The following is a 25,243-nucleotide window of genomic DNA, read 5'->3' on the forward strand; positions in this document are numbered from 1 at the left end:
CCCATTGCCACTTATCCTTAATCCCGGCTGATGTTGAAACGCAGTCCGGCATAAATCTTCCTGCCGTGGACAGGTCCCCAGACCATCGAGCCGTCAAAATTATCTCCACGCGGGTTCCCGGCGTCGATGATCGGATGCGGCTGCTTATAGTCGAAAAGGTTTTCCGCTCCGACATAAACAGACCAACGGCGGAAATATTTCGTGATCTGGGCATTCACGACCGTATAGGCTTTAAAATCGGGCTCCCACAAGGGATTTACGGCATCCGGTGTCGGCATTCTTCCGCCTCCGTTGAATTGTCCGGTGAGGTCGAACTGCCATTTCTTCAACGGAGTCTGATAAGAGGCGGTCAGCAAGCCTTTGTAGTCGCTGACCAACGGCTTTTTCAGCCGGCGGGTGACGCCTTCCGCATTCCGGTAGTCCGTTTTTGCATCCGTATAGCGATATGCGGCTGTCAGGGTAAACCCGCGGAAGAACGGATAAGTAGCCTCTACCTGGAAACTGTTGGAATAAGAACGGCCATCCAGATTGTAGAAACTGACTGCATGCGGATCGCTATCCATATCCACAACCACCTGTTTCCGGAAATCCGTATAGTACCACTCGCCGTTCAGAGTCAGCTCCTTTCCGAACAGCGGTATGTAAAACGAAAGGTTCACACCCGTATTCCAGGCTTCTTCCTGATCCAAGTCGGCAGCTATATTCATTTTGCGGCTACTGGACAAGAGGAAATTGTTTTCAGCCAGCACATTTGCCGTCCGGAATCCCTTCCCTGCCGAAGCACGTACGTGGAACCAGTCGAAAGGATTATATTTTATATGCAGGCGGGGCGTCACAAAGAAGTCGTACAGCGAGCTGTAATCCGCACGCAATCCTGTTAGGAGGATAAACTTGTCATTCAGGTTGTATGTATATTGCACATAAGCTCCGGGGACGACTTCGATCCGGTTGTAAGGCGTCCGCACGCCGTCGAGTGTCAGGTTTTCGTCAAAACCGTCGTAATTCATGCTCAATCCCGTGCTCAGGCTATGCGCCGGAGAAAACTCCTTTTCGTAGAGCAAGCTGGCGTATACGTTATTCTGATACACATTGTAAGGCGTCCGGTCATACATGGATTTCTGTTCGTGATAAGAGCCGGAAAGGATCAACGCCACGCTTTCCACCTTTTCCTTGTCGATTATATAGGCTTGCTTGGTGAACAGTTCCGCGCGGTTCGTTTGCAGACGCACACGGTAGGGATCGGCAAAATCATGGTGTTTCGTAGCCTGTCCGCCCGTACGGTTCTCATGCAGATAGCGCACGCCATACTGGGCGACATAATGGTCCAGTTTATGATACCAACGGTTCATCAGGTTCACCTGCTCTCTCAGGGGAGTGTCCAGAAAGCCGTCGTCGTTTCCGTCGTGCTGCATCTTGTCATTCGAATAATGTACCAGCAAACCGGTCGACACCTTGTCGTTTATATGCCAGGAGGCATCGGCATTCCCTTCATAGCGACCGGCATCGCTACCGAAGAGGTTGACGGAAAAGATATCGGCCGTAGGCGGTTTCTTAAATTCCACATTGATCTGTCCGGCCAATGCTTCGTAGCCGTTCTTGACCGAAGATGTTCCTTTCGAGACCTGGATACTTTCCATCCAGGCGCCGGGCACGTAATCCAGGCCATACAAAGAGGCGGCTCCCCGGAAGTTCGGGTAATTCTCCGTCAGCATCTGCACATAGGTTCCGGCAAGCCCCAACAGTTTGATCTGGCGGGCTCCGGTAGCGGCATCCGAATAGGAGACATCGACAGACGGGTTTGTCTCGAAGCTCTCCGCTAAATTACAGCAAGCCGCGCGGCAAATCTCGTCATAGGTGATCTTCTGGGTTTGCAACACGCTGGTGCGGGAAGCGATCGTCCCCATTTTGCGTTCGCTGATCACGACTTCCTGCAAAGCGACTTCGCCAACCAGCACGATGCGCAGAGGCTTGCTTGTGTCCTCGACCGGGACAATCGAGGTGGTGTAGCCGATATAACTGACGACCAGATTCTTCGCGTTTTCCTTTCCTTCCAGTTCGAAATAACCGTCGGCGTCGGAGGTCGTCCCTTGTTGAGTGCCTTCCCAGTAGATGTTCGCTCCGATTATCGGTTCTTCCTGTTCATCCAAAACATGTCCTTTCACCAGCTTCCCGGCAGAAACCGGAACCGCAATAAGAAATAATAAAATTGTAAGATAGAGTTGTTTCATCATAAATTCTTTTTTTGTTATCCTGACTTAGATCACTTACATGCATAAGGTTACACCATTGCATTCCTTTATTTTTGCACAAAAATAAGGCATTGCCAATGCAAACCGGTTGCAAAAACGGGCAAAGGCGATCCCACAAAAGAGATACGCCGGCTAAGACTAAATCAAAAGGACTGTCAAAAAAGAAAGGTATGTTCCGGAATCGAATCCGGGAGGAGATTCCTGCTCGATTTCTACCGCCTCGTTTATAAAAGGGACAGGGACAAGTGATAAATGCGAACTGACATGCGAAATCAAATCAATCGCCACTGGCTGCAAATTGAACAGATGACCGTGAAAAACATTCCAGTCGAAACTGACATACTCGACATCGCAACAGCAGCCATCTTCACTTGCACACTGTGCCTGTCCATGCATCTCGCAGCATTTGTTTTCCAGCAAAGCCGTGACACCCTCCGTCCGGCAATCCCCGCAGCAGTAGGTCACCAGACTGACACCGGCGCCCCCGTAAAACACAAGTGCCGCCAGGAATACGATAAACAGATATGTCACAGTCTTTTTCATCCGGCACAAAGATATAGCATTCCGGGATTCTCTTCCAAACCGTTAATATTATTTAGGATATTTGGAAAGATAATAATAGGTTTCTTTCGAAAGCCCGCTTTCGATATGGTAGCGGGTGGAAGATGAAACGGAAAATGTATATCCCCGCTCCGAGGCCGTATCGACAGGCAGATAGATGGAAGTATCCCGGATTCCCGTCATCAGGATATTCCGGGCGGATGCCGGGTCGATCGAATCCGTCAGCGAATAATAGACGGTATAAGTCAACACGTCCTTTTCCGAATCCGGTTTCTGCCAGGAGAGCTTCAACTCGTTCCCTTCCTTTTCCACCCGTATCTCTTCCGGGGCGGCGGGAACCGTATCGTTGAGCCAGGACAAAGGCGGAAGCTGTGCCGGATATTTATAATATTTATCCTTCAACTCGTCGTATAGCCCTTTCGTATTGTCGAGGATGTTCCCACAACGGAAGAATGTGCAGCCGGCCCCGCCGTAATAACGGCTGTAGTCGATCTGGTCCGTGATGTCGTTGACGGTCCAGTCCGCCTCTTCTTTCAGCATCCGGTATGCGCCCAATCCGGGAACCACAAGACGGTCGTTGCAATTATCGACCCAATTGTCTACAAACGGGAAAAAGTTATCATGCAGGTAATACATCATCGGGACGATCATATCCTGCTTTCCGTTCTGCATCCACATTTTCGGATCTTGGAAGACGCTTTCGTAAGCCGTCCATCCGGCGTTCGGGACACGTTCGATGCGATTATATTTGCCGAGCGGCGAACTGCTGACCTGCACCCAGGGTTTTACCGATTTCACCCAGTCGTAAATGCGGTAAACCATCTTATTGATATTCTCCCGGCGCCAGTCCGCCAACGGGCGTTTCTTGCCGTATTTAGTATACTGGGCTTTATCGGGGAAAGATTTTGCCTGTTCCGGATAGCGGATATAATCGAAATGGATACCGTCGATATCGTATCCGTTCACCAGCTCTTTCACTAAGGACAAAATATAGTCGGAAGTTCCGGGAACGCCGGGGTCCAGATACCATTCGCCGTTATGACGCTTGCAGAGTTTCGGCTGGCGCCTGACGACAGAGAGTTTTCCCTGCTCTTTCACGTTCTTGTCCGTTCCCAGCGGGAAAGTGACGAACCAGGCGTGGCATTCCATCCCGCGTTTGTGGCACTCGTCGATCACGAAAGCCAGCGGATCATAGCCCGGCATCGTTCCGTATTTTCCGGAGAAAGTCTTGCTTGCCGGTTCTATAGCCGAACGCCAGATGACGTCGCCACGCAAACGGACCTGCAAAAAAACAGTATTGAAATTCGCATCCTGCAAACGATCCAGAATGTCGCAGACGTCGCGTTGCTGCGCCTTCCGCCCCGCCTCCGTCGTTGCCGGCTTATGCGGCCAGTCCAGGCCATAGACGGTTGTCAGCCACACGCCTCGAATCTCACGTTTGGGAGGTTCGACCGCATTCGAGACTTGTATCGATAACAGGAGCAATAACGACAGGCAATACTTTCTCATTTCACACATTTATTCAGCGGTACAAATGTACTGCTTTTTGCGCTTCTTCGGGATAATCTGTTGTAAGGAAGTCCACGCCATTTTCAATCATTTCTTTCATCACCTGAGGATCATCGACCGTCCAGACATTGGTTTTCAGTTTCAGGTCTTTTGCTTCGGCAAACCATTCGGGATGTTTCTGCATGACCTTATAATTATAATCGAGACCGGCAAAACCGAGTTCTTTCAACTGTTTGGGAGACAAGTCGCCGTTCAGGTAGTAGACCGGCGTCTTCGGGGACAGGCGGTGCAGCTCTTTAGCGGCTTCCAGGCTGAAAGCTATATATTCGGTGCGCTTCGTCAATTTCTTGCCGTTCACCATGTCGACGGCAATCTTTGCCGCTTCCCGATCCCGCTGGGGAGTTGCATGGGATTTCAATTCGAAAATCAGTTTGGTCTTTTTCAGCTTCTTCGCCCTGTCCAAATACTGCTCCAATGTCGGGAGCGTTTCGCCATTCGGGAGTTTCAGGTCTTTCAGTTCCGCATAGGGAGTCGTCTGGATAGGCTTGCCCTGAATCTTGCTATCATGGAACACAACCGGGACATTATCTGCGGTCAGATGCACGTCGAACTCGGAACCATATACTTTGATTTCATTCGCCCGCTCCAACGAACGAATAGAGTTTTGGGCGGAACCTTCCGTTTTCCAATAACCGCGATGGGCAATCACCTTTGTCTTTCTTTTAGCCGACACGGGAACCGCCACCAACACACACAAAAGGAATAGAAGAGAGAGTTTTAATTGTTTCATAATATATATTTTATATGTTACTTTTGGCTTGATCCAAAAGTAACCAAAAAATCAAGGCTTAACCGGCTGGGCTACTCCGGGCAAAGACTACGCTGTCGCCTGCAAAACTCGCTTCGCTCAGACAGCGCAGGCTCCGGACGCTCCGTCTTTGCCCTCCGCTTGACGCCCACCCGCTTAGGCCTTTCTTAGAAAGCGGAGCTTTCTCTTAGGATGGCCGATACCTACCGTTCTTCTGCGGCCCCGTGTCAAGCACGGGGACAGGCCTGTTCCCGCACTTCGGAAATTGTCCCGTCATGGGCTTTAAGTTCCGACAGAATGGCAAAAAGCCGACATTACTACCATCCTCAACAGAGCCGTTAGGCTCTATCTCCGGCCTAAGCTGGTGAGCGTTAAGCGCAGCGAACGAAGGGAACGGAGTAGCGAAGCAGGTTCGGCCTTGAACTTTTGGTTACTTTTCTTTCAAGAGAAAAGTAACGGATTATTTTCCGATCTCCGACAAATACCGTTCCGCCTCGATTGCAGCCGCGCAACCGCTACCGGCAGCCGTAATGGCTTGGCGATAATGCGGATCGGCCACGTCACCGGCAGCAAATACACCCGGCACTCTTGTTTTCGGCGTGCCCGGAACCGTCTTGATGTAGCCGACTTCGTCTGTTTCCACCCAGGGTTTGAATATCTTGGAGTTCGGAGTATGGCCAATAGCCAGGAAGAAACCGTCGATTGCGATATCTACCTTTTCTTCGTCCGGTTCGCCCATCCGTTTTACCAAATGTGCGCCTTCCACACCGTCTTCACCGAAAAGACCGATCGTGTTATGCTCGAACAAAACCGTGATATTCGGAGTGTTCAGGACACGTTCCTGCATGACTTTCGATGCACGCAAATACGGTTTACGGACAATCAGATACACCTGTTTCGCCAAGCTGGACAGATAAAGCGCTTCTTCACAAGCCGTATCGCCACCGCCAACGACAGCCACAACTTTCTTACGATAGAAGAAACCGTCGCAGGTCGCACAAGCCGAGACACCCATTCCGGCATATTTCTGCTCATCCGGCAATCCCAAATATTTGGCAGTCGCCCCGGTCGAGATGATCAGCGTTTCCGTCTCGATCACTTTCTCGCCGTCGATCGTCACCTTATAGGGAGCGGCAGACAAGTCTGTTTCAGTCGCAATACCGATACGGATATCCGCACCGAAACGGGCAGCCTGCTGTTTCAAGTCTTCCATCAGTTCCGTACCGGTAACACCTTCGGGATAACCGGGAAAATTCTCGACTTCGGTCGTAGTCGTAAGCTGTCCGCCCGGCTGAATGCCTTCGTAGAGGACAGGAGACAGATTTGCACGCGAAGCATAGATAGCCGCAGTATAACCGGCTGGGCCCGAACCGATAATCAGGCAACGAACTTTTTCATTCTGAGTTGTATTCATCATCTTATTTTTTAATTTTCAATTTTTAATTATCTAAGGTCTACTATTTCAGCATCAGGATAGTCTTTTTCGTTAAAAACAAAAAAGCTGTCCGGTTGGTTTACTCCCGTTTTCATTTTACTGATACGGATCGTACTGCTGATTCCATTCTTTGAAAAAACGGCTATCGAGGCCGGAAGACCGGAAAACTTCTCTATCTGTAGTTCCACCCGTACGATATCGCTTTTCTTTTTGGGAACCAGCTCGATGTCGTAGGCGGCTTTGCCGTTCGGGGCCGTGCTCTCGCCCTTGTATTTGGCGGTAAAACCTTTCTTATAGGAACGAAGCAACAGGGCCGGATTCGTAGCCTGCAACTCCTCGCCGGTCGGGGTGGAAACGTTGACTTCCTCGTTGCGCTCGACAAACGACCATTGTGTCGTTCCATCGAACCAGGTGATCATGTCGGGAGTCTTCAGTACGAATTTATCGCCTTTGATATCGACCGTACCGTCAAAGCTTTCTGATACTTTCTGCACATCCGAACGTGTCTGCATCGTAAAAAAAGCAGTCAACCCGTTAGAGTCCTCATAAGCGGAAGCGGCCTTATCCAGGATGGAAGTGGCGTTCTGCGCCGATGCTCTCATACCGGATACAGCCCAAAGGCACAGGAAGACAGCAACTAAAACACGGTAAACTTTTATTTTATTCTCTCTTTTCATCTTATTCTTCACTATCAAAATGATTGATGATTTATCTTGTATTCAATCATCATTTATCTTTTATTTTAATGAATTCAACAACTGTTCCAGGCCGTATTCGTCCTGGATCAAGACCTGGCGGGCTTTGCTGCCTTCGAAAGGACCGACAATGCCTGCCGCTTCCAACTGGTCCATCAGGCGGCCTGCACGGTTGTAGCCGATTGCGAATTTTCGCTGGATAAGCGAAGTCGAACCTTGCTGCTGGATCACGATCAGACGTGCCGCCTCGTCGAACAACGGATCGCGGTCTGACAAATCCACTGTTCCCGCAGAAGAGGACTCGCCGCCTTCACCTATATATTCAGGCAACAGGTAAGCCGTCGGATAAGCCACCTGTGCACCGACATAATTCACGATATCTTCCACTTCCGGCGTATCGACAAACGCACATTGGACACGCGTCGGTTCACTGCTTCCGGTAATCAGGATCAGCATATCGCCCTTACCGATCAGACGGTTGGCGCCCGGAGTATCCAAAATCGTTCGGGAGTCGATCTGCGACATCACCTTAAATGCGATACGGCTTGGGAAATTACTCTTGATCGTACCGGTGATCACTTTCGTATCCGGACGCTGGGTCGCCAGGATCATGTGGATGCCGACCGCACGTGCCTTAGCCGCGATACGCGAGATCGGCAACTCGATCTCTTTGCCCGAAGTCGCGATCAGGTCGGCAAACTCATCGACGATCGCAACGATATAAGGCAGGAACCGATGCCCTTTCTCCGGATTCAGGCGGCGGGATATGAACTTCTCATTATATTCCTTTATATTACGCGCCGAAGCATCTACCAGCAACTTATAACGGTTTTCCATCTCGATCACCAAGGAGTTCAAGGTCGCCACCGCATCTCCCGGCTCCGTCACGATCGGTTTGTCGGCATTCGGCAGTTTCGCCAGATAATGGCGTTCGATCTTCGAGTAAATACTAAATTCCACCTGCTTGGGATCGACCATCACGAACTTCAGTTCCGCCGGATGCTTCTTATACAGCAAAGAGGTGATTATCGCATTCAAGCCGACCGATTTACCTTGTCCGGTCGCACCCGCCACCAACAGGTGGGGAGTCTTGCACAGGTCGAACATGAACACCTCGTTGACAATCGTCTTTCCGATCGCCACCGGCAAGTCGTACGTGCACTCCAGGAATTTGCGCGAAGCAACAACCGATTGCATCGAAACAGTCTGCGGCTTATTGTTCGGGACCTCGATCCCGATCGTTCCCTTGCCCGGCATCGGAGCGATAATACGGATCTGCAAGGCTGAAAGGCTCAAAGCAATGTCATCTTCCAGGTTCTTGATCTTGGAAATACGCACACCGGCTTCCGGGATGATCTCATAGAGCGTAACCGTCGGTCCGACCGTCGCCTTGATAGAGGCGATATTGATACCGAAATCTTCCAACGTCTGCTTGATCATCTGCTGGTTCTCTTCCAGTTCTTCGCGGTTCACCTCGACATTGCCCGAATCGTAAAATTTCAACAGGTCGAGCGTCGGGAACACATAGCGGGACAAGTCCAGGCGCGGATCATATTTCCCCAATTGGGACTGATCGAAAGTTTCCTCGTCTTCCGGCACTTCCACTTCAAAGGTCGTACCGCCATCGGCGGCCGTCCCGACAACCGGATCATCTCCCCTGGCTACTTCAAATTCAAAATCATTCTTTTGCAGAACCTCCTTTTCTTCCGGCATTTTCTCTTCTTCCGGCATTTTCTCTTCTACCTCGGCTTTCCGCATCTCGGTTTCCGTATCGAAAACATATTCGTCCGGCTCGACGACTTCTTCCATTGTCTCGTGATATGCCGCAGGCTGAGGAGCTTGCGGCACATCCTGTACTTCGCTCTTTTCATGTTTCAAACGGTTCTTCAACCATCCGAAAGAGAAGACATTTTGCAGGAACGGAATCGTCCGTTTGCTGGTGAAGATCGCAATAATCAGGAACAGGCCGACCAGCAGCAGGATCGTGCCCGGCACACCGATATTATTCATCATCACCTCCGACAAATAATATCCATGCTGACCGCCTAAATAAATAAATGTATCTTCATATCCGCGAATAAAGATAAAAGCAAAGAACAACGATCCCCATATCAACATGGCCGCACTGAACAGAAAACGTTTCATCAACGACACCCGGCTCAGGTTCATCAGCTTCGCCCCGACCGAACCGAGGAAAAACAGGATCAGGAATGAAGAAATCCCAAACCACCGGTTCATCAGCAAATCGGCCAGGAAAGCCCCGCGCACACCCGTCCAGTTCTCTACCGCTCCACGGTTAATCACCAGGTCCGACAACGGGATATTCTCGATCTTGCTCTGGTCCGCGCCTCCCGTAAAGAAGAACGAAATCAATGCCAGACCGACATATATGGTAACAATGGAAATAACTAATCCGGTAATAAAACGGGTCCGCTCGCCGGTAAAGAAATTCCGAATCCCTTTAAGTTTGCTTTCCCCGTTATTCGTATTTTGTTTTGCAGTCGTCTTTTTAGCCATTACACAATTAAATTTACAACTCGCAAATGTACATAGAAAATTTTAAGTTCCCTACGACATTCGCATTTTCCCCCGGCAACTGCATCCAATTCTTTCGAAGCTATCAGAAAAAAACAGTTTTTTCACCATTTATTCTGTAATCACCGCTGGCGATTATAAAATCAGCGACGATGATTATATAATTACCGACGCTGATTACATAATCGCCGGCGGTGATTACAGAATAAATGCTTACTAAAGTCAGAATCCATATTAGCTTTACAAAGAAAAAATTGCTACTTTTGCAGATTATAAACGCAAGGTATCTACTAAGATAATCAGCATGGAAAAAGAAAACAACCCGATATATGAACGCAACACGCTGGAATTTGTAACTGTTGCACTTGAATTTTGTACGTTTGTCGAGAACGCCGGCAATACCGGTCTTTTCGACTTTTTGGACAAGGCAGTCAAGATCTTGCCGTTGCTGTATCTGAAAGCCACCCTTCTACCCGAAGCGGAAGAAGACGAAGATGCAGAACCGGAGTTGACTGTCACGGAAGACATGTACGAATCGGTCCGCAACCGGATCGCCGGGCTGCTCGGAGAGAAAGACTCCTACCTCGAAACATTCCATCCGGATATGCAATACAGCGACACGCCGATCGCCGCCTTTATCTCGGAGAATCTGGCCGATGTCTATCAGGATACGGGTAATTTCATCTCTCTGTTCCGCCAGGGCAATGAAGAAGTTATGCTCGAAGCAATCGTTTTGTGTCGTAAAAACTTCCGCGAATTCTGGGGACAACAATTATTAAACGCATTAAAAGCACTCCACGCCGTGCGATACAGCGAAGAAGAGCTTTTAGAAACCAACGAAGAAGAATGACACAACAATATACACATTCAATAGCAAAAGAGGCTCTATCCGGGCTTCCCATAGAGGAATTTACCGGACGGATCATCGTGATCGACACATTGAGGAATGCGGAGAAAGCGATCAGCTACCTCTCCGAATTCCAGTCTGTCGGGTTCGACACGGAAACGCGTCCGAGCTTCAAGAAAGGGCAACGTTACAAAATATCGCTTATGCAGATATCGACCGAAGAAGCCTGCTTCCTGTTCCGCCTGAACCGGATCGACATCCCGGAAGCATTGGAAGAGTTCCTGGCGAACGAAAAGGTGCTGAAGATCGGCCTTTCGCTACGCGATGATTTCGGGGCGATGCGGAAGCGCACGGACATACAGCCCGCCAACTTCCTGGACTTGCAGAATTATGTCGGGCAGTTCGGCATCGAAGACGCCAGCCTGCAAAAGATATACGCCATCCTCTTCAACAAGAAGATCTCGAAAGGGCAGCGTCTGAGCAACTGGGAAGCCGATGTCCTCAGCGAGGCACAGAAAAAATATGCAGCCCTCGACGCATGGGCGTGCCTGAAAATATACAATCAATTGAAACAGATATAAATGAAGGAGTGTAAAGTATTTCTCAAACCTAAAAAAGAGGAATCGTTGCTGCGTTTCCATCCGTGGGTATTCTCCGGCGCCATCCAGACGATCGAAGGTGAACCGGAAGAAGGCGACTTGGTAGAAGTGTATGGTACGAACGGGCGTTTCTTAGGTATCGGACATTATCAGATAGGCAGTATCGCCGTACGCATCTTATCTTTCAAACCGGTCACGATAGATGCCGCTTTCTGGGAAGAACGCATCCGTATCGCTTACGCATTGCGCCAGGCACTGGAACTTGCCGGAGTGGAAAATAACAATACTTTCCGCCTGATACACGGCGAAGGCGATAATCTTCCGGGGCTGGTCATCGACATGTATGCCCACACCGCCGTCATGCAGGCGCATTCTGTCGGCATGCACTATGCCCGCCACCAGATTGCCGAGGCCCTGAAAGCCGTGTTGGGGGATTCTTTACAGAATATCTATTATAAATCGGAAGCGACTCTGCCCTATAAGGCCAACTTAGGCAGTGAAGACGGCTACCTCTACGGAGGCGAAGTGGAAGACATCGCATTGGAAAACGGCTTGAAATTCTGCGTCGACTGGCAGAAGGGACAAAAGACCGGTTTCTTTGTCGACCAGCGCGAAAACCGGTCGTTGCTGGAACGCTATGCCAAAGGGCGCTCCGTCCTGAACATGTTCTGCTACACTGGCGGATTCTCGTTCTACGCCATGCGCGGAGGCGCCAAGGTCGTCCACTCGGTCGACAGCTCAGCCAAAGCGATCTCGCTGACCAACAAGAACGTGGAACTGAACTTTCCGGGTGATCCGCGCCATGAGGCTTATGCGGAAGACGCTTTCAAGTATCTCGAAAAGATGGGAAGCAACTACGACCTCATCATCCTGGACCCGCCCGCTTTCGCCAAACATAAAAACGTATTGCGCAACGCTTTGCAGGGTTACCGCAAACTGAATGCCATCGCTTTCGAAAAGATCAAGCCGGGAGGCATCCTGTTCACCTTCTCCTGTTCGCAGGTGGTAAGCAAGGAAAACTTCCGCCTGGCCGTATTCAGCGCCGCCGCCCAGTCCGGCCGGAGTGTCCGCATCCTGCACCAACTGACACAACCCGCCGATCATCCGGTAAATATCTATCATCCCGAAGGCGAATATCTGAAGGGGTTGGTATTATATGTAGAGTAAGCGAATCAGCATCTTTAGCGATATTTAATAAAGGAAGGCGCAAAATATATACGGAAATATTTCTTTATTTCGTAATAGGTTGTACCTTTGTCTCGCTTTTAAGAGAGATGGAAATATTATTATAAGTAAAACATATAAAACTTATTATTATGTCTAAAGTAACAGTTGTTGGCGCCGGTAATGTAGGTGCTACTTGCGCAAATGTTCTTGCCTTCAATGAAGTGGCAGACGAAGTTGTAATGCTTGACGTTAAGGAAGGTGTTTCCGAAGGTAAAGCAATGGATATGATGCAGACTGCTCAACTGCTCGGTTTCGATACTACAGTTACAGGTTGCACAAACGACTACGAAAAAACAGCTAACTCTGACGTTGTTGTCATCACTTCAGGTATTCCTCGTAAACCGGGTATGACTCGCGAAGAACTGATCGGTGTTAACGCTGGTATCGTAAAGAGCGTAGCTCAGAACATCCTGAAATATTCTCCGAACGCAATCCTGGTAGTAATCTCCAACCCGATGGATACAATGACTTACCTGTCATTGAAGTCTCTGGGTCTGCCGAAAAACCGTATCATCGGTATGGGCGGTGCTCTGGATAGCTCCCGTTTCAAATATTTCTTGTCTCAGGCTTTAGGTTGCAACGCAAACGAAGTCGAAGGCATGGTAATCGGCGGTCACGGTGACACGACTATGATTCCGTTGGCTCGTCTGGCTACTTACAAAGGTATTCCTGTAAGCAAGCTGTTGAGCGCTGAAAAATTGCAGGAAGTTGTCGCTTCCACTATGGTTGGCGGTGCTACACTGACTAAGCTGTTGGGAACTTCCGCATGGTATGCACCGGGTGCAGCAGGAGCTTATGTTGTCGAGTCTATCATCCACAACCAGAAGAAGATGATTCCTTGTTCTGTTTACCTGGAAGGTGAATACGGAGAATCTGATCTTTGCATCGGCGTTCCTGTTATCTTAGGTAAGAACGGTATCGAAAAGATCGTTGAACTGGAATTGACAGCCGAAGAAAAAGAACTCTTCGCCAAGAGCGCAGCAGCCGTTCACAAAACAAACGAAGCTTTGAAAGAAGTCGGCGCTCTCTAATAATCGGAAAAAGGTTTGATAATTATAGAATGAGGATAATCCCGAAGGATTATCCTCATTTTTATCTTATACACCTTCTCTACCGTACAAAAGAACGATTTAAACAACCTCTAATTTATCCCCGATCAAGCCAGCAAATAACATATTATCCTCTAAATGATACGATTTTAAATATTAACATTACATTTGCACCTAATAGATAAGCAAAGCATGAAAACATCCATCAACTACCTTCCCGAACAGAAACGGGATGACCTCAGAAGAATCGTAAAGTGCGTACTGGAAGTACTTCCTGATTGCGAGATGATTATTCTCTACGGAAGTTATGCCCGTAACACATACGTTGATTATGATCAGCGCATCGAATATGGCGTACGTACCTGTTTCATGAGTGATTATGATATTCTGGTAGTGACCAAAACCCGTTTCCAAAGCCAAGTTATCAACAATATCTTGGACAAGGCCGCAAATAATTATTATAAAGGAAAGAACCGGTACGAATCGGCGACCATCCAGTTCATAAATGAAAACATCGACGACCTGAACAAAGCCATCCTTAAAAACCGTTATTTCTATACGGACATCAAACGTGAAGGTGTCATGCTTTACAATAGCGGGCGTTGCAAGTTGGCCCGCCGCCGCAAACTGAACTATCAGGAGATAAAAGAGCTGGCAGAAGAGTATTACAAAGAAAAGTTTGAAAAAGGTAATTTCTTTTTGGATGATGCTATAATAAATAAAGAAAGAGGGCGGTATAAAATGGCATCATTTTATCTGCATCAAGTTTGTGAGAATTACTATAATAGCATAATCTTGACTTTCACACTGTATAGCCCCAAAGAGCACAGCCTGAAAAAGTTGTCAGCCAGAGCCAAAACATATTCCCTGGAATCATCCAAAGCCTTTCCCAGGGATACAGAAGAAGAAAAACGCCTTTTTGATTTGTTGCAGGATGCATACATTCAAGCTCGCTATTATAAACACTTCAACATCACCAGAGAAGATATTGAAGCGCTTATTCCCAAAGTTGAACTACTCCGGGATATCACGAGGCAATGTTGTGAAGAGAGAATTAAGACTTATGTAATACAGAAAAAATAACTGTCTGTATACTTTGTTTCTTAGATTATCCTTTAAATATCCCTTGGTTGTTTTTATTTAATTAGGGTTCACACTGTCCGGGAAACTCTGTAGATCAGCATGTTGCTGTGAACCCTGTGAATGCAAGATAAAAAAAGGCGGGATTGACCGATAGGATTGGCTGATCGTAATCCGGTTTCACAGCCTTCACAACAAATCGCTGGCCATTAGCCTTTTACCGCCGTGAACCCTGTTTTTCAGTTTTGTCATATAAGGGATCGGGATTGGTTCCTGTCCCATAAAATATAGGTTATAGGCTAAAAAATACAGCCTTTAGCCTATCCGTGAAAAGCCTATAGGGTAGCAGGAAAAAGGTAGGCATCCATTCGGCAGCCGATGCCTACCTTTCTGGAAAGCGACAGGCATCTATAGGAACAACTTCACATACGAGGTTTGAGTCTGATAGACGCAGATTAAAATAAATAAACAGGATTTTTTGACGCGGATTGCGCGAATAACGCGGATGAAACACCTGATACATATTTTCTTATCCGCGTTATTCGAGTCATCCGCGTCAAAATTATATTTGCGTCTATCAGACTCATATTTTGGCAGATTTGAACCAGAAATGATGATTTACCGGTGTATAATATGGATGGCGTGCGTAGGCTCTCTTTTGCCGTCTGCTTCAGCAGACGGATAGATGATTGTTCCGGCTTTGCTGGTTCCTATGTGGGTTTTAACCCCTTTAAATATAATCCATAAGGGGGCTAAAGCCCACAAGGGAAGAGGCTTAGCCTCCAGACCTTTTAAACCGTCTGCTGAAGCAGACGGCAAAAGAGAGCCTGCGGCATAAGGCGCAGCTTTGTCTGTTAGCTCACTGATAAATCATTATTTGTGGTTCAAATCTTCTTAGACAATAACTTACTTCAATTCCCGAATCTTGATATTACGGAACCAGATGGGATAGCCATGATCCTGCAAGCCGATATAACCTTCACGGGAAATACCTTCCTGGAAACCCTGGAAATCCTTGAACTTGCTGTTGGCAACCAACTCATCCCATTCTTTGCTCCATAAAGTATACTGAACGACCTTTTTACCGTTCTGGGTATGCGTCACTTTGCCATCCTTCACTTTGATCACGATCGTGTTCCATTCGCCGGCAGGTTTCACCGTTTTCGGATCGGCAGGAAGCATATCATACAAAGAGCCGGCAAGGTGGTTCGCCAACTTGTTGTCGGTAGCATCCACATTATCCAAAACCTGCACTTCGGGAGCTGCATAATAGATCGGTTTGCCCGGAACTTCGCGTACATAATAGAAGATACCTGAATTTCCCATTTTGCTGGTTTTCCAATCTACAGACAGTTCAAAGTTCTTGTACTTCTTTTCCTTATACAGGATATCGCCTCCTGCACCGTGTCCCGGTTTCTTGCCCGGAGCGGTAAAGACTTTCATCGCCTCGTCTTCGATTACCCAGTTCGGGGCCATCCCGGTATTGTTGCATTGTCTCCAACCGGTAAAATCTTTCCCGTTAAACAGCAGGGTCCAGCCTTGTTTCTTTTCTTTTTCAGTCAACGTGTTATTCGCTTTTTGCGCAAAAGAAGGGACAGCAGCCATGACTGCCAAAAGGACCACAAACGATTTCAATAAGTTTTTCATGTTACATTCTTTTTAAATTAGACATTGAGAATATTAAAACGTAGCAAAGATAAAAAAAAAGAGCTGTCCCGTTAAGAACAACTCTTTCTTTTCTACCGGATAATCCTATTTTATTTGATGATCCCCAACTTCGAAGCATTGACAAAGTCGATGATATGCTGGATTTCGTCACTCATCGGAACCTGGTTCTTAATCATCAGCAAGGCATCGAATATGCTGGTGTTACCTTGATAGATGATGCGGTAAGCATGGCTGATATGTTTTACGATCTTTTCGCTCATGCCTTCGTGCATCAGGATTACGGAATTTACCCCGTAATAGGTCGTAGGCTCCAATGCTGCAACAATATAAGGAGGTACATCCTTGCGGAAGCGGCAACCGGTCTGTGTCATCGACCAAGTTCCGACACGGCATCCCTGGCTTACCAGTACGTTGCCGCCGAAAATCACATAATCTTCAATCATGCAGTTGCCGGATATCTTGCTCCCGTACCCGAACACGCTATGATTTCCGATATGCGTGTCGTGGGAAACATGTACGCCTTCATGCAGGAAATTACCATTGCCGATAACTGTCTTTCCATCAGGATTGGTCGCACGGTTAATCACCACGTTTTCACGGATCACATTGTCATCTCCGATTTCAACGACCGTATCGCCTCCTTTGTAGTTAAAATCCTGCGGTTCGGCAGCGATAACGGCGCCATTGAAGATGCGGTTTCTCTTTCCCATGCGGGTTCCGCTCATGATACTGGCATGAGGCATGATCTCGCAGTCATCACCTATTTCTACATTCTTATCGATGTATGCAAACGGATGGACGGTTACGTTCGCTCCTAATTTCGCGCTTGCATCTACATAAGCTAACGGACTAATCATAATAATTCAAATTTAAAAGTTTTTACTCTCTTCCGCCACCAACGGCACTATATAAATTGATAACAGCCTGCATACGCTGAACGTTGTCGGAAACTTCCGTCAACTGCGCACTGAGCAGACTCTGCTGGGCAGAAAGGATTTCCAGATACGTGGACTGTCCGGACTGGAACAAGGCGTTGGTATAGGTAACCGCCTTTTCCAACTCTTCTATCTGAGCCTGGTCCTGGACAAGTTTTCTATCGGTCGCATCATAGAGATGCAAAGCATCGCTCACTTCCTTTCCTGCTTCCAGGATAGCCTGCTGGTAGTTCATCCTGGCAATCTGTTCTTCCGCTTTCGATATCTTTAGATTAGCCACTAACTTACCATTGTTAAAGATAGGCTGTGCCAACGAAGCCAGAGCCTGGAACATAAACTGTCCCGGATTGGAAACCGTAACGCCTGAACCGTTCGTCCAACCGGCTGTCGCCGTAATATTGAGTCCCGGATAAAAAGCGGCACGGGCTTTGTTGGTCGTATAATAAGCGCCGGCCAATGCCATTTCAGCCATCTTCACATCCGGACGGTTTTCCAACAACTGCAAAGGAACACCTGCCATCAGCTCTTCCGGCATCACCTGGTCTTCGAGCGTGCTGCGATCGATATGCTGCGGTGCTTTCGCGAGCAATACAGATAAGGAGTTCTCCACTTCACGCACCTGGCGTTTGAGTTCGATCAACGAACCGGACACCTGATGGAACACGGCGCGCATCTGGACGACTGCGGCTTCTGTTGTCATGCCGGCAATCTTCATCGCTTCCATAACCCGCACATTCTCTTTGTAGATATCCACCGTCTTGGAAGTAATCTCCACTTGGCGATCCAACATCAACAGGGTGAAATAGGTATTGGCGATTCCGCCGATCAACTGCGAACGTATCGCTTGCTGCGTGTACTGGCTCTGCAAGTAAGCGGCTTTCTGTCCACGGCTCGCATTCAACAGTTTGCCGAACAAATCCACTTCCCAACTGGCTGCCGCCGGCAAGGTATAGGCCTTCACATAACCCGTATTTTCCATTTTGGTTATGGTTCCTTGCGGAGCCAGGTTCAAAGAAGGGAGGAAAGACAGGCGGGCGGAAGTCAGCAATAACTTAGCCTCCTCGACCCGCAGGATAGCGGCTTGCATGTCCACATTGTTTGCCAATCCTTCTTCGATCAGTGCCTGCAATTTCGGATCACGGAAAACTTCCTTCCAGGGCAGGTTGCCCATATTGGTCGTATCTGTTTCGGCCAACGTATCGGTAGCAGATACCGGATCACGATAGATACCGGAAGTTTCGATCGTATCCGGACGGTCATATGCTTTATAGATGTGGCAACTGCTCAAAAGAGCGGTTGCACACACCATATATATAATCTGTTTCTTCATTGTCATCTCTTATTTTGTTTTTGCGTACTGTTCTATTTCCGTATTCATATCGCTGTTATCCAAATCTTCCCATTCGATAGGTTTGAATCTCTCCTGCAAGTACTGGAATACCACAAACAGAACCGGAACGATAAAGATCTGGAAGATCATACCGATGAACATACCTCCGATGGCAGCAGTACCCAAAGTACGGTTACCGTGAGCACCGACACCGAACGCGAACATCATAGGCAACAGGCCGACTACCATAGCCAGTGATGTCATCAGGATAGGACGCAAACGGGCGGCAGCGCCTAAAACGGCAGCCCACGTGATGCTCATGCCCATACGGCGACGGTCGAGGGCAAACTCTACGATCAGGATGGCGTTCTTAGCCAACAGACCTACCAACATGATCAAGGCGATCTGCATATAAATGTTGTTGGACATCGTACCTAAGATCATCTTCAAAGCCGGGATATTGCCTAAAGCAGCCCAACCCTGCACGAACAGGAAGCTACCCATCAAACCGAACGGAATGGAAAGCAATACGGCCAACGGCAGGATATAACTTTCATACTGGGCGCTCAGCAGCAAGTAAACGAATACGAAACAAAGCAGGAAGATCAAACCGGTCGTGCTGCCGCTGGTTTCGGCCTCTTCACGTGCCATACCTCCCAACTCGTATCCGAAACCGGCCGGAAGCGTCGTACCGGCAACTTCTTCGATCGCTTTCAATGCCTGGCCGCTGGTGTAGCCGTCTGCCGGAGCGACCATCACCTTAATAGAGGTGTACATGTTGAAACGGCTGATGATATCCGGTCCGTACACTTTCTTGATGGATACGAATTGCGTAATAGGAGCCATTTCGCTTCCGTTGCGGACCTTGATATTCTTCAGCGATTCCAGATTGGTACGCAAAGCCGGATCGGCCTGGACCATTACACGGTACATCTTACCGAAACGGTTGAAGTTGGAAGCATACAGACCACCGTAATATCCCTGCATGGTTGCCAGGATATCGCTCGGACTGATCCCCACCTTCTTACAGGCAGCCGCATCGATATCGATCATATACTGCGGGAAGTTCGGATTGAAGGTACTCTGTGCCGACTTGATTTCAGGACGGGCAGTCAAGGCTGCCGTATACTGCTTCGTCACATCGAAGAACTTTTCCAGATCGCCACCGGTCTTATCCTGCATGTTCAACTCGATATCGCTGGAAGCGGAATAACCCGGAATCATAGGCGGAGTAAAGAACAGCACCTGTGCATCCTTCACAATCTTTTGCGCACGCATGAACAAACTGCCATACACGATATCCGAACTCTGCATCATAGAACGTTCCTCCCAGTCTTTCAACTTGATAATGAACGAACCGTAAGAAGGTCCCTGGCCACCGATAAAGCTGAAACCGATGACAGCCGTACGCGATTTGACTGCCGGATCAGAAGCGATCAGGCTGTCCACCTTGTTCATCACCTCGATCGTGCGTTCCTGGGAAGTTCCCGGCGGCAACGTCACCGCACCCATGATCGTACCGGTATCTTCATTCGGAACCATACCTGTCGGAGTCGCATTCATCAAAACAACGAGCAGGACGATACATCCGGCAACGATACCGAACGAAAGCCATTTCTTCTGGATAAAGAATACGACACGTTTTTTATAGCTGTTCAGCAAAGAGTCGTATGCGGCATTGAAGGAAGAGTGGAAACGGGAAACGAAAGTCGATTTCTTCTCATGTCCTTCTTCGTGCGGCTTCAGGAACATCGCACACAGAGCCGGACTCAGTGTCAAGGCGTTCAATGCGGACAAACCGATCGAGATAGCCATCGTCAAACCGAACTGGCGATAGAACGTACCAGCCGTACCGCTCATGAAACTTACCGGGATAAACACGGACATCATGACCAACGTGATGGAAACGATAGCGCCACCCAGCTCGTTCATGGCATCGATAGAAGCCAGTTTCGCCGATTTGTATCCCTGGTCCAGCTTGGCATGGACACCCTCGACGACCACGATCGCATCATCGACCACGATCGCAATGGCGAGCACCATAGCACAAAGAGTCAGCAAGTTCAAGCTAAAGCCGATCAGCGACAGCATGAAGAACGTACCGATCAACGCAACCGGGATCGCAATAGCCGGAATCAAGGTCGAACGTAAATCCTGCAAGAAGATATACACAACGATAAATACCAGGATGAAGGCTTCGATCAACGTCTTGAGCACCTCATGGATAGAGGCGTACAAGAAGTCGTTGGCGTTCATACCGACGTCGATCTTCAAGCCCGGAGGCAATATCTTTTCTGTTTCTTCCAGCAGGTTCTGGATATTATTGATGGTTTCCGTCGCATTGGTTCCTGCCATCTGATAAACGATACAGGTCACGGCGCTATGGCCGTTTACTTTATTGACAAAGTTATAAGTCAGACGTCCCAATTCGATATCGGCGATATCTTTCATACGGAGGACTTCACCATCCGGCAAGGCTTTCACGACCATGTCTTCAAATTCGTTTACCTCCTGCAAACGCCCCTTATAACGGATCGTGTACTGGAAACTCTGATTACCCTGTTCACCGAACGAACCCGGAGCGGCTTCCACGTTCTGCTCGGCCAGGACACCTGCAACGTCATTCGGGACCAGGTTGTACTGCGCCATCACATCCGGCTTCAACCAGATACGCATGGAGTAGTCGGTTCCTAACACGTTCGCATCACCCACACCGGGTACACGCTGTACTTCGGGGATCAAGTTGATCTTGGCATAGTTCTCGATAAATCGCTGGTCGTAACGGTCCTCGGCGTCATAGACGGAGAACACGATCAACATGGAGTTCTGACGTTTCTGGGTCGTCACACCGATCTTGGTTACTTCGGCCGGCAGCAAACCTTGTGCCATGGAAACACGGTTCTGCACGTTTACGGCAGCCATATCGGGATCGGTTCCCTGCTTAAAATAAATGGAAATATCGGCAGATCCGTTGTTGGAGGCATTAGAGGTCATGTACATCATGTTCTCCACACCATTGATCTGGTCTTCCAGCGGCGCAATCACACTATTCAATACAGTCTGCGCATTCGCACCCGTATAAGTGGCTCTCACCGAAACGGTCGGAGGGGCGATATCCGGATATTGGGTAATAGGCAAGGACAGCAAGCCTAATATACCCAGTATGACAATCAGGATGGAGATCACCGTTGAGAGCACCGGGCGGTTTATAAATCTATCTAATTTCATATTTTCTGTTTTTAACGAACAAATGGGAGTTATTAATTAAAAGCGGTCTTCAGGTTACCTTCGTTCTGATCTTTCAAGGCCTGATCATATTTCGCTTTCTGCTGTTCCGGGGTGATCGGCTCGATAGCCTGGCCGTCACGGAGGTTCTGTACGCCTTCAATCACAATCTTATCGCCGGATTTCAAACCATTCGTCACCAGGTAGTTCTTTCCGTCATCCAGATTGGAGATCTGAATCTCCGTATTCTTCACGGAATTATCCGCCTGCAAAACGAAAACGAACTTCTTGTCCTGGATTTCGACAGTAGCGGACTGAGGGATAATAATGATTCCATCCATCGTGTACGGGAATATGATATTACCAGTACCGCCGCTTCTCAGGATATTTTTATCATTCGGGAAAACAGCACGCATGCTGACAGACCCGGTAGACTGGTCGATTACGCCGCTAACGGCATCGATCTTGCCTTCCGACTGATAGGTCGTGCCGTCGGACAACTGCAAGCGGACAGCCGGCATCTTTTCCAACTGTTCTTTCAAAGTGCCTCCGGCTCTTGTCAGGCGCAACAGCTCTTTCTCCGTCATTGAGAAATAAACATACACATCGTTGATTTCGGACACGGTTGTCAACGGCTGTGAAACAGAAGGGCTGACCAAACTTCCGATACGGTACGGGAATGTGCCGACAACGCCATTCGACGGGCTTGTCACCGTACAGAAAGACAAATTCTGATTCGCGCTCACCAAAGATGCTTCCGCCTGGGCCAGGCTTGCCTTGGCGGACATAAGCTGGTTGACCGCTGTCTGATATTCAAAATCACTGATAATCTTTTGATCGAACAAAGCCTTTTTGTTCTTTTCGGTCAAAGTCAGAGTAGCGACATTGGCTTTTGCCATCTCGACAGCCGCTTTCGCCTGTCCTACCGCAGCAGCATACTGGGTCGGATCGATCTGGAACAAAGCCTGCCCTTTACGAACAGTTGCTCCTTCATCCACACATAACTTAACAATAAAACCCGAAACCTGGGGGCGCACCTCGATATCCTGCGTTCCCCTGATCGTGGCCGGATAGGAAGTAGACTGGTCACTCGTCGTCGAATTGACTGTTAGAACAGCAAATTCATTATCCCCTAATTTCATACCACTCTGGCTGTTTCCACAAGCAGTTAAAAAAGACACCCCGACTGCAAATAAGGCAATTTGCCTTAATTGGGTAATAGTAGTTCTCAACATTTGTTTATCCATATTCATTATTTAATATATATTCCGTTTGTAATCCACGTTGCGTTTCCTGCCCATGAAACTTTTGTTTCTTGCCCATGAAACTTTTGTTCCATGCTGATGGAACTCTTTCTTTCTGCGCAGAGTTTTTTCCTCGCTCTCTATGCAAATTCTCCTAACTGTACTGTTCAAAAATTATGAGATTGCAGACTATTTCTCATAAAAAACGTACAAATGTAGAATCTTTTTATTGTACTTTTCCCGTTTATACAATCTTTTATACTAAAAATTAGCTTATTTTCCATGTCAGTATCAGAGGTATATCAGGATTTTGACCGATCGAAAATAGATTCGTTCAAATTGCTACTTAATTTTAACATGGAATTTGTTTATTCAATAATTTATCCTAATTTTACGGCAGATATAACCTAAATAATCAATTCATATGGAACCAAAGTTTATGATATCGGAAGTGTTCGGCACTTCATGGAAGTACACTAAGTCTCAGATTTGGGTACTGGTAGGGCTGTTTATCGGGTATTTCATCCTGTCAATGATCATTAGTATTTTCGGCATGCCGGCACAAGGTTCGATGGTCGGTAAAGTCATCGTGTATCTGATAAGCGCTGCAATATCCAGTGCTTTTATGTTGGGATACATAAAGAATTTGTTCCAGACAATGGATGGAGAAGAGCCACAGTTTTCTGCTTATGGACAACAGTCCCGTAAAATCGTCACTTATTTCATCGCCAGCCTTATTATGGGTATCGTGGTAACTATCGGTACATTTTTACTGATCGTTCCGGGAATCTATCTGGGGATCCGTTTACAATTTTATGCCGCCTATATCGTGGAGGAAGATTGCGGAATCATAGAATCCCTGCAAAAAAGCTGGAACCTGACACAAGGACAGGTAATGCCGTTGTTCTTATTAATCTTGGCCATGATCGGTATCGCGATCATCGGCTGTATCCTGTTCTTCGTCGGACTCTTCGTCGCTGCTCCTCTTATCTATATGATGCAGTGCTACACATTCAGAAAATTAAATACAATTTCTACGGAAGAAGTACGACAACTATAATAATCAAATCAATAAAATAGACAACAGCCCGCAAAAATTAAAATTCTGCGGGCTGTATAGCTTTCCAACCTATGGGTAAGACATATAGAATTAAAGACATTGCTGAGATGTCCGGCGTTTCGACCGGAACCGTCGACCGCATATTACACAACCGAGGCAAAGTATCCGAAGAGGCACAGAAAAAAGTAGAAAAGGTTTTAAAAGAAATAGACTATCACCCGAACCTGATAGCCCGTTCCCTTGCACTAAAAAAGAACTATCATTTCATCACGCTGATTCCCTCTTTTGCTAAAGGCGAATACTGGGATAAGCTTTGTGAAGGAATAGACAAAGCGGAACAGGAACTTTTCAGCTACAACGTAGAAGTCGAACGCATGTGCTTCAACCAATACGACAAGAGCAGTTTCGACGAGCTCATTCCCCGGATCGAAGAAGCCGACTGCCAGGGAGTCGTTATCGCGACACAATTCCGGGACAGTGTCGTAAAGCTGACCTCCCGCCTGGATCAACTACAGATTCCTTATATACTGATAGACGCTTTCATCGAGAATACCAATTGCGTAGCCTACTACGGAACCAATTCGTACGACTCCGGATATATCGCCGGCCGATTATTATACGAACAAATCAATCCGACCGAAAACATCGCAATCTTCCGCTTTATCCGCAAAGGGGAAATGCAGGTAACCCAAGTCATGAAACGCGAGGAAGGCTTCAGGAATTATCTGACTGAGAAAAATTACGATGGGCGCATCTATTCCGTGCAGCTGCATGCTGACGAGCCGGAAAAGAACATAAGCATCCTGGATGCCTTTTTAGAAGAGCATAAGGAAGTGAACGCCGGTATCATATTCAACTCCCGCGCCCACTTACTGGGAAAATATTTCCGTGACAAAGGAGAAAGATTCAGATTGATCGGCTATGATGTGATCGACCCGAATATCATTTGCCTGAACGAAGGTTCCATCACGCACCTGATCGCCCAACGACCGGAAGTACAAGGATTCAATTGCATACGGGCACTGTTCCGCCATCTGGTCCTCAAGGAAAAAGTCGAACAGATCAATTATATGCCGATCGATATTCTGATGAAAGAGAATATCAAATACTATAACAATTATATTTGAAAACATAAAAAGGCATTTTTTCCCTGTTTTCTTTTTGTTTGATAAATAAATACTATACTT

19 protein-coding genes are annotated in these 25,243 nt (G+C 47.7%); 7 read left to right on the top strand and 12 right to left on the bottom strand.

All coding sequences use genetic code 11. The features are described from left to right. Nucleotides 1-17: 17 nt before the first annotated feature. The 7 genes from H8S65_RS04195 to H8S65_RS04225 all read right to left on the bottom strand — a co-directional run bounded on the left by H8S65_RS04195 (nt 18) and on the right by H8S65_RS04225 (nt 9,774). The gene (locus H8S65_RS04195; RefSeq protein ID WP_186928719.1) at nt 18-2,231 is read right to left on the bottom strand and encodes a TonB-dependent receptor; all 2,214 of its coding nucleotides are present in this window, start codon (nt 2,229-2,231) and stop codon (nt 18-20) included. A gap of 156 nt (nt 2,232-2,387) precedes the next feature. Continuing rightward, the gene (locus H8S65_RS04200) at nt 2,388-2,792 is read right to left on the bottom strand and encodes an HYC_CC_PP family protein (RefSeq protein WP_186928721.1); all 405 of its coding nucleotides are present in this window, start codon (nt 2,790-2,792) and stop codon (nt 2,388-2,390) included. A gap of 48 nt (nt 2,793-2,840) precedes the next feature. After that, a complete protein-coding gene (locus tag H8S65_RS04205; protein WP_186928723.1) occupies nt 2,841-4,319 on the bottom strand; it encodes a glycoside hydrolase family 10-like protein in 1,479 nt (492 codons plus the stop codon). Nucleotides 4,320-4,332: 13 nt separating this feature from the next. After that, the gene (locus H8S65_RS04210) at nt 4,333-5,109 is read right to left on the bottom strand and encodes a glycerophosphodiester phosphodiesterase (RefSeq protein ID WP_186928725.1); all 777 of its coding nucleotides are present in this window, start codon (nt 5,107-5,109) and stop codon (nt 4,333-4,335) included. A 478-nt stretch (nt 5,110-5,587) separates the two neighbouring features. Next, nucleotides 5,588-6,541: a thioredoxin-disulfide reductase gene (gene trxB, locus H8S65_RS04215; protein ID WP_186928880.1), complete on the bottom strand. Its 954-nt coding sequence runs from the start codon at nt 6,539-6,541 to the stop codon at nt 5,588-5,590. 29 nt (nt 6,542-6,570) lie between these two features. Continuing rightward, nucleotides 6,571-7,239, bottom strand: a complete 669-nt coding sequence (gene lolA1 / locus H8S65_RS04220; protein WP_186928727.1) for an outer membrane lipoprotein periplasmic chaperone LolA1 — start codon at nt 7,237-7,239, stop codon at nt 6,571-6,573. A 60-nt stretch (nt 7,240-7,299) separates the two neighbouring features. Beyond that, nucleotides 7,300-9,774 (bottom strand): FtsK/SpoIIIE family DNA translocase, encoded by a 2,475-nt coding sequence (locus tag H8S65_RS04225; RefSeq protein WP_186928730.1) that lies wholly within the window; start codon nt 9,772-9,774, stop codon nt 7,300-7,302. A 322-nt stretch (nt 9,775-10,096) separates the two neighbouring features. On the opposite strand from H8S65_RS04225, the gene H8S65_RS04230 reads away from it, so the two are divergent. The 5 genes from H8S65_RS04230 to H8S65_RS04250 all read left to right on the top strand — a co-directional run bounded on the left by H8S65_RS04230 (nt 10,097) and on the right by H8S65_RS04250 (nt 14,597). After that, the gene (locus H8S65_RS04230; protein ID WP_186928732.1) at nt 10,097-10,642 is read left to right on the top strand and encodes a DUF5063 domain-containing protein; all 546 of its coding nucleotides are present in this window, start codon (nt 10,097-10,099) and stop codon (nt 10,640-10,642) included. Next, a complete protein-coding gene (locus H8S65_RS04235) occupies nt 10,639-11,220 on the top strand; it encodes a 3'-5' exonuclease (RefSeq protein ID WP_186928734.1) in 582 nt (193 codons plus the stop codon). Before H8S65_RS04230 ends, H8S65_RS04235 begins: the two co-directional genes overlap by 4 nt. Continuing rightward, nucleotides 11,221-12,405, top strand: a complete 1,185-nt coding sequence (locus tag H8S65_RS04240) for a class I SAM-dependent rRNA methyltransferase (protein WP_186928736.1) — start codon at nt 11,221-11,223, stop codon at nt 12,403-12,405. A gap of 149 nt (nt 12,406-12,554) precedes the next feature. Then, the gene (gene mdh / locus H8S65_RS04245; protein ID WP_046452366.1) at nt 12,555-13,496 is read left to right on the top strand and encodes a malate dehydrogenase; all 942 of its coding nucleotides are present in this window, start codon (nt 12,555-12,557) and stop codon (nt 13,494-13,496) included. Nucleotides 13,497-13,706: 210 nt separating this feature from the next. Next, nucleotides 13,707-14,597 (top strand): HEPN domain-containing protein, encoded by an 891-nt coding sequence (locus H8S65_RS04250; RefSeq protein ID WP_186928738.1) that lies wholly within the window; start codon nt 13,707-13,709, stop codon nt 14,595-14,597. Nucleotides 14,598-15,500: 903 nt separating this feature from the next. Here H8S65_RS04250 and H8S65_RS04255 read toward each other — a convergent pair. From H8S65_RS04255 to H8S65_RS04275, 5 genes are all read right to left on the bottom strand, one after another. Beyond that, nucleotides 15,501-16,241 (bottom strand): 3-keto-disaccharide hydrolase, encoded by a 741-nt coding sequence (locus H8S65_RS04255; RefSeq protein WP_186928740.1) that lies wholly within the window; start codon nt 16,239-16,241, stop codon nt 15,501-15,503. Nucleotides 16,242-16,351: 110 nt separating this feature from the next. Continuing rightward, nucleotides 16,352-17,119, bottom strand: coding sequence for an acyl-ACP--UDP-N-acetylglucosamine O-acyltransferase (gene lpxA / locus H8S65_RS04260; RefSeq protein WP_186928742.1), 768 nt, complete (start codon nt 17,117-17,119; stop codon nt 16,352-16,354). Between the two features lie 22 nt (nt 17,120-17,141). Beyond that, on the bottom strand, nt 17,142-18,533 hold the full coding sequence (locus tag H8S65_RS04265; protein ID WP_186928744.1) for an efflux transporter outer membrane subunit: 1,392 nt from the start codon (nt 18,531-18,533) through the stop codon (nt 17,142-17,144). A gap of 3 nt (nt 18,534-18,536) precedes the next feature. Then, on the bottom strand, nt 18,537-21,755 hold the full coding sequence (locus H8S65_RS04270; RefSeq protein WP_186928746.1) for an efflux RND transporter permease subunit: 3,219 nt from the start codon (nt 21,753-21,755) through the stop codon (nt 18,537-18,539). 32 nt (nt 21,756-21,787) lie between these two features. Beyond that, nucleotides 21,788-22,999 (bottom strand): efflux RND transporter periplasmic adaptor subunit, encoded by a 1,212-nt coding sequence (locus H8S65_RS04275; protein WP_186928748.1) that lies wholly within the window; start codon nt 22,997-22,999, stop codon nt 21,788-21,790. A 421-nt stretch (nt 23,000-23,420) separates the two neighbouring features. On the opposite strand from H8S65_RS04275, the gene H8S65_RS04280 reads away from it, so the two are divergent. Beyond that, a complete protein-coding gene (locus tag H8S65_RS04280) occupies nt 23,421-24,056 on the top strand; it encodes a DUF7847 domain-containing protein (RefSeq protein ID WP_186928750.1) in 636 nt (211 codons plus the stop codon). 71 nt (nt 24,057-24,127) lie between these two features. Next, entirely contained in the window at nt 24,128-25,183 is a 1,056-nt protein-coding gene (locus tag H8S65_RS04285; protein ID WP_186928751.1) for a LacI family DNA-binding transcriptional regulator, read from the top strand. Nucleotides 25,184-25,243 lie beyond the last annotated feature (60 nt).

It is taken from the genome of Parabacteroides hominis, assembly GCF_014287585.1.
In the GTDB taxonomy this organism is placed as follows: Bacteria; Bacteroidota; Bacteroidia; order Bacteroidales; family Tannerellaceae; genus Parabacteroides; species Parabacteroides hominis.

What these genes read in the sequence shown, in the direction of transcription:
- H8S65_RS04195 (WP_186928719.1), bottom strand. Translation starts at nt 2,231, where the DNA reads ATGATGAAACAACTCTATCTTACAATTTTATTATTTCTTATTGCGGTT.
- H8S65_RS04200 (WP_186928721.1), bottom strand. Translation starts at nt 2,792, where the DNA reads ATGAAAAAGACTGTGACATATCTGTTTATCGTATTCCTGGCGGCACTT.
- H8S65_RS04205 (WP_186928723.1), bottom strand. Translation starts at nt 4,319, where the DNA reads ATGAGAAAGTATTGCCTGTCGTTATTGCTCCTGTTATCGATACAAGTC.
- H8S65_RS04210 (WP_186928725.1), bottom strand. Translation starts at nt 5,109, where the DNA reads ATGAAACAATTAAAACTCTCTCTTCTATTCCTTTTGTGTGTGTTGGTG.
- trxB (WP_186928880.1), bottom strand. Translation starts at nt 6,541, where the DNA reads ATGAATACAACTCAGAATGAAAAAGTTCGTTGCCTGATTATCGGTTCG.
- lolA1 (WP_186928727.1), bottom strand. Translation starts at nt 7,239, where the DNA reads ATGAAAAGAGAGAATAAAATAAAAGTTTACCGTGTTTTAGTTGCTGTC.
- H8S65_RS04225 (WP_186928730.1), bottom strand. Translation starts at nt 9,774, where the DNA reads ATGGCTAAAAAGACGACTGCAAAACAAAATACGAATAACGGGGAAAGC.
- H8S65_RS04230 (WP_186928732.1), top strand. Translation starts at nt 10,097, where the DNA reads ATGGAAAAAGAAAACAACCCGATATATGAACGCAACACGCTGGAATTT.
- H8S65_RS04235 (WP_186928734.1), top strand. Translation starts at nt 10,639, where the DNA reads ATGACACAACAATATACACATTCAATAGCAAAAGAGGCTCTATCCGGG.
- H8S65_RS04240 (WP_186928736.1), top strand. Translation starts at nt 11,221, where the DNA reads ATGAAGGAGTGTAAAGTATTTCTCAAACCTAAAAAAGAGGAATCGTTG.
- mdh (WP_046452366.1), top strand. Translation starts at nt 12,555, where the DNA reads ATGTCTAAAGTAACAGTTGTTGGCGCCGGTAATGTAGGTGCTACTTGC.
- H8S65_RS04250 (WP_186928738.1), top strand. Translation starts at nt 13,707, where the DNA reads ATGAAAACATCCATCAACTACCTTCCCGAACAGAAACGGGATGACCTC.
- H8S65_RS04255 (WP_186928740.1), bottom strand. Translation starts at nt 16,241, where the DNA reads ATGAAAAACTTATTGAAATCGTTTGTGGTCCTTTTGGCAGTCATGGCT.
- lpxA (WP_186928742.1), bottom strand. Translation starts at nt 17,119, where the DNA reads ATGATTAGTCCGTTAGCTTATGTAGATGCAAGCGCGAAATTAGGAGCG.
- H8S65_RS04265 (WP_186928744.1), bottom strand. Translation starts at nt 18,533, where the DNA reads ATGACAATGAAGAAACAGATTATATATATGGTGTGTGCAACCGCTCTT.
- H8S65_RS04270 (WP_186928746.1), bottom strand. Translation starts at nt 21,755, where the DNA reads ATGAAATTAGATAGATTTATAAACCGCCCGGTGCTCTCAACGGTGATC.
- H8S65_RS04275 (WP_186928748.1), bottom strand. Translation starts at nt 22,999, where the DNA reads ATGGATAAACAAATGTTGAGAACTACTATTACCCAATTAAGGCAAATT.
- H8S65_RS04280 (WP_186928750.1), top strand. Translation starts at nt 23,421, where the DNA reads ATGGAACCAAAGTTTATGATATCGGAAGTGTTCGGCACTTCATGGAAG.
- H8S65_RS04285 (WP_186928751.1), top strand. Translation starts at nt 24,128, where the DNA reads ATGGGTAAGACATATAGAATTAAAGACATTGCTGAGATGTCCGGCGTT.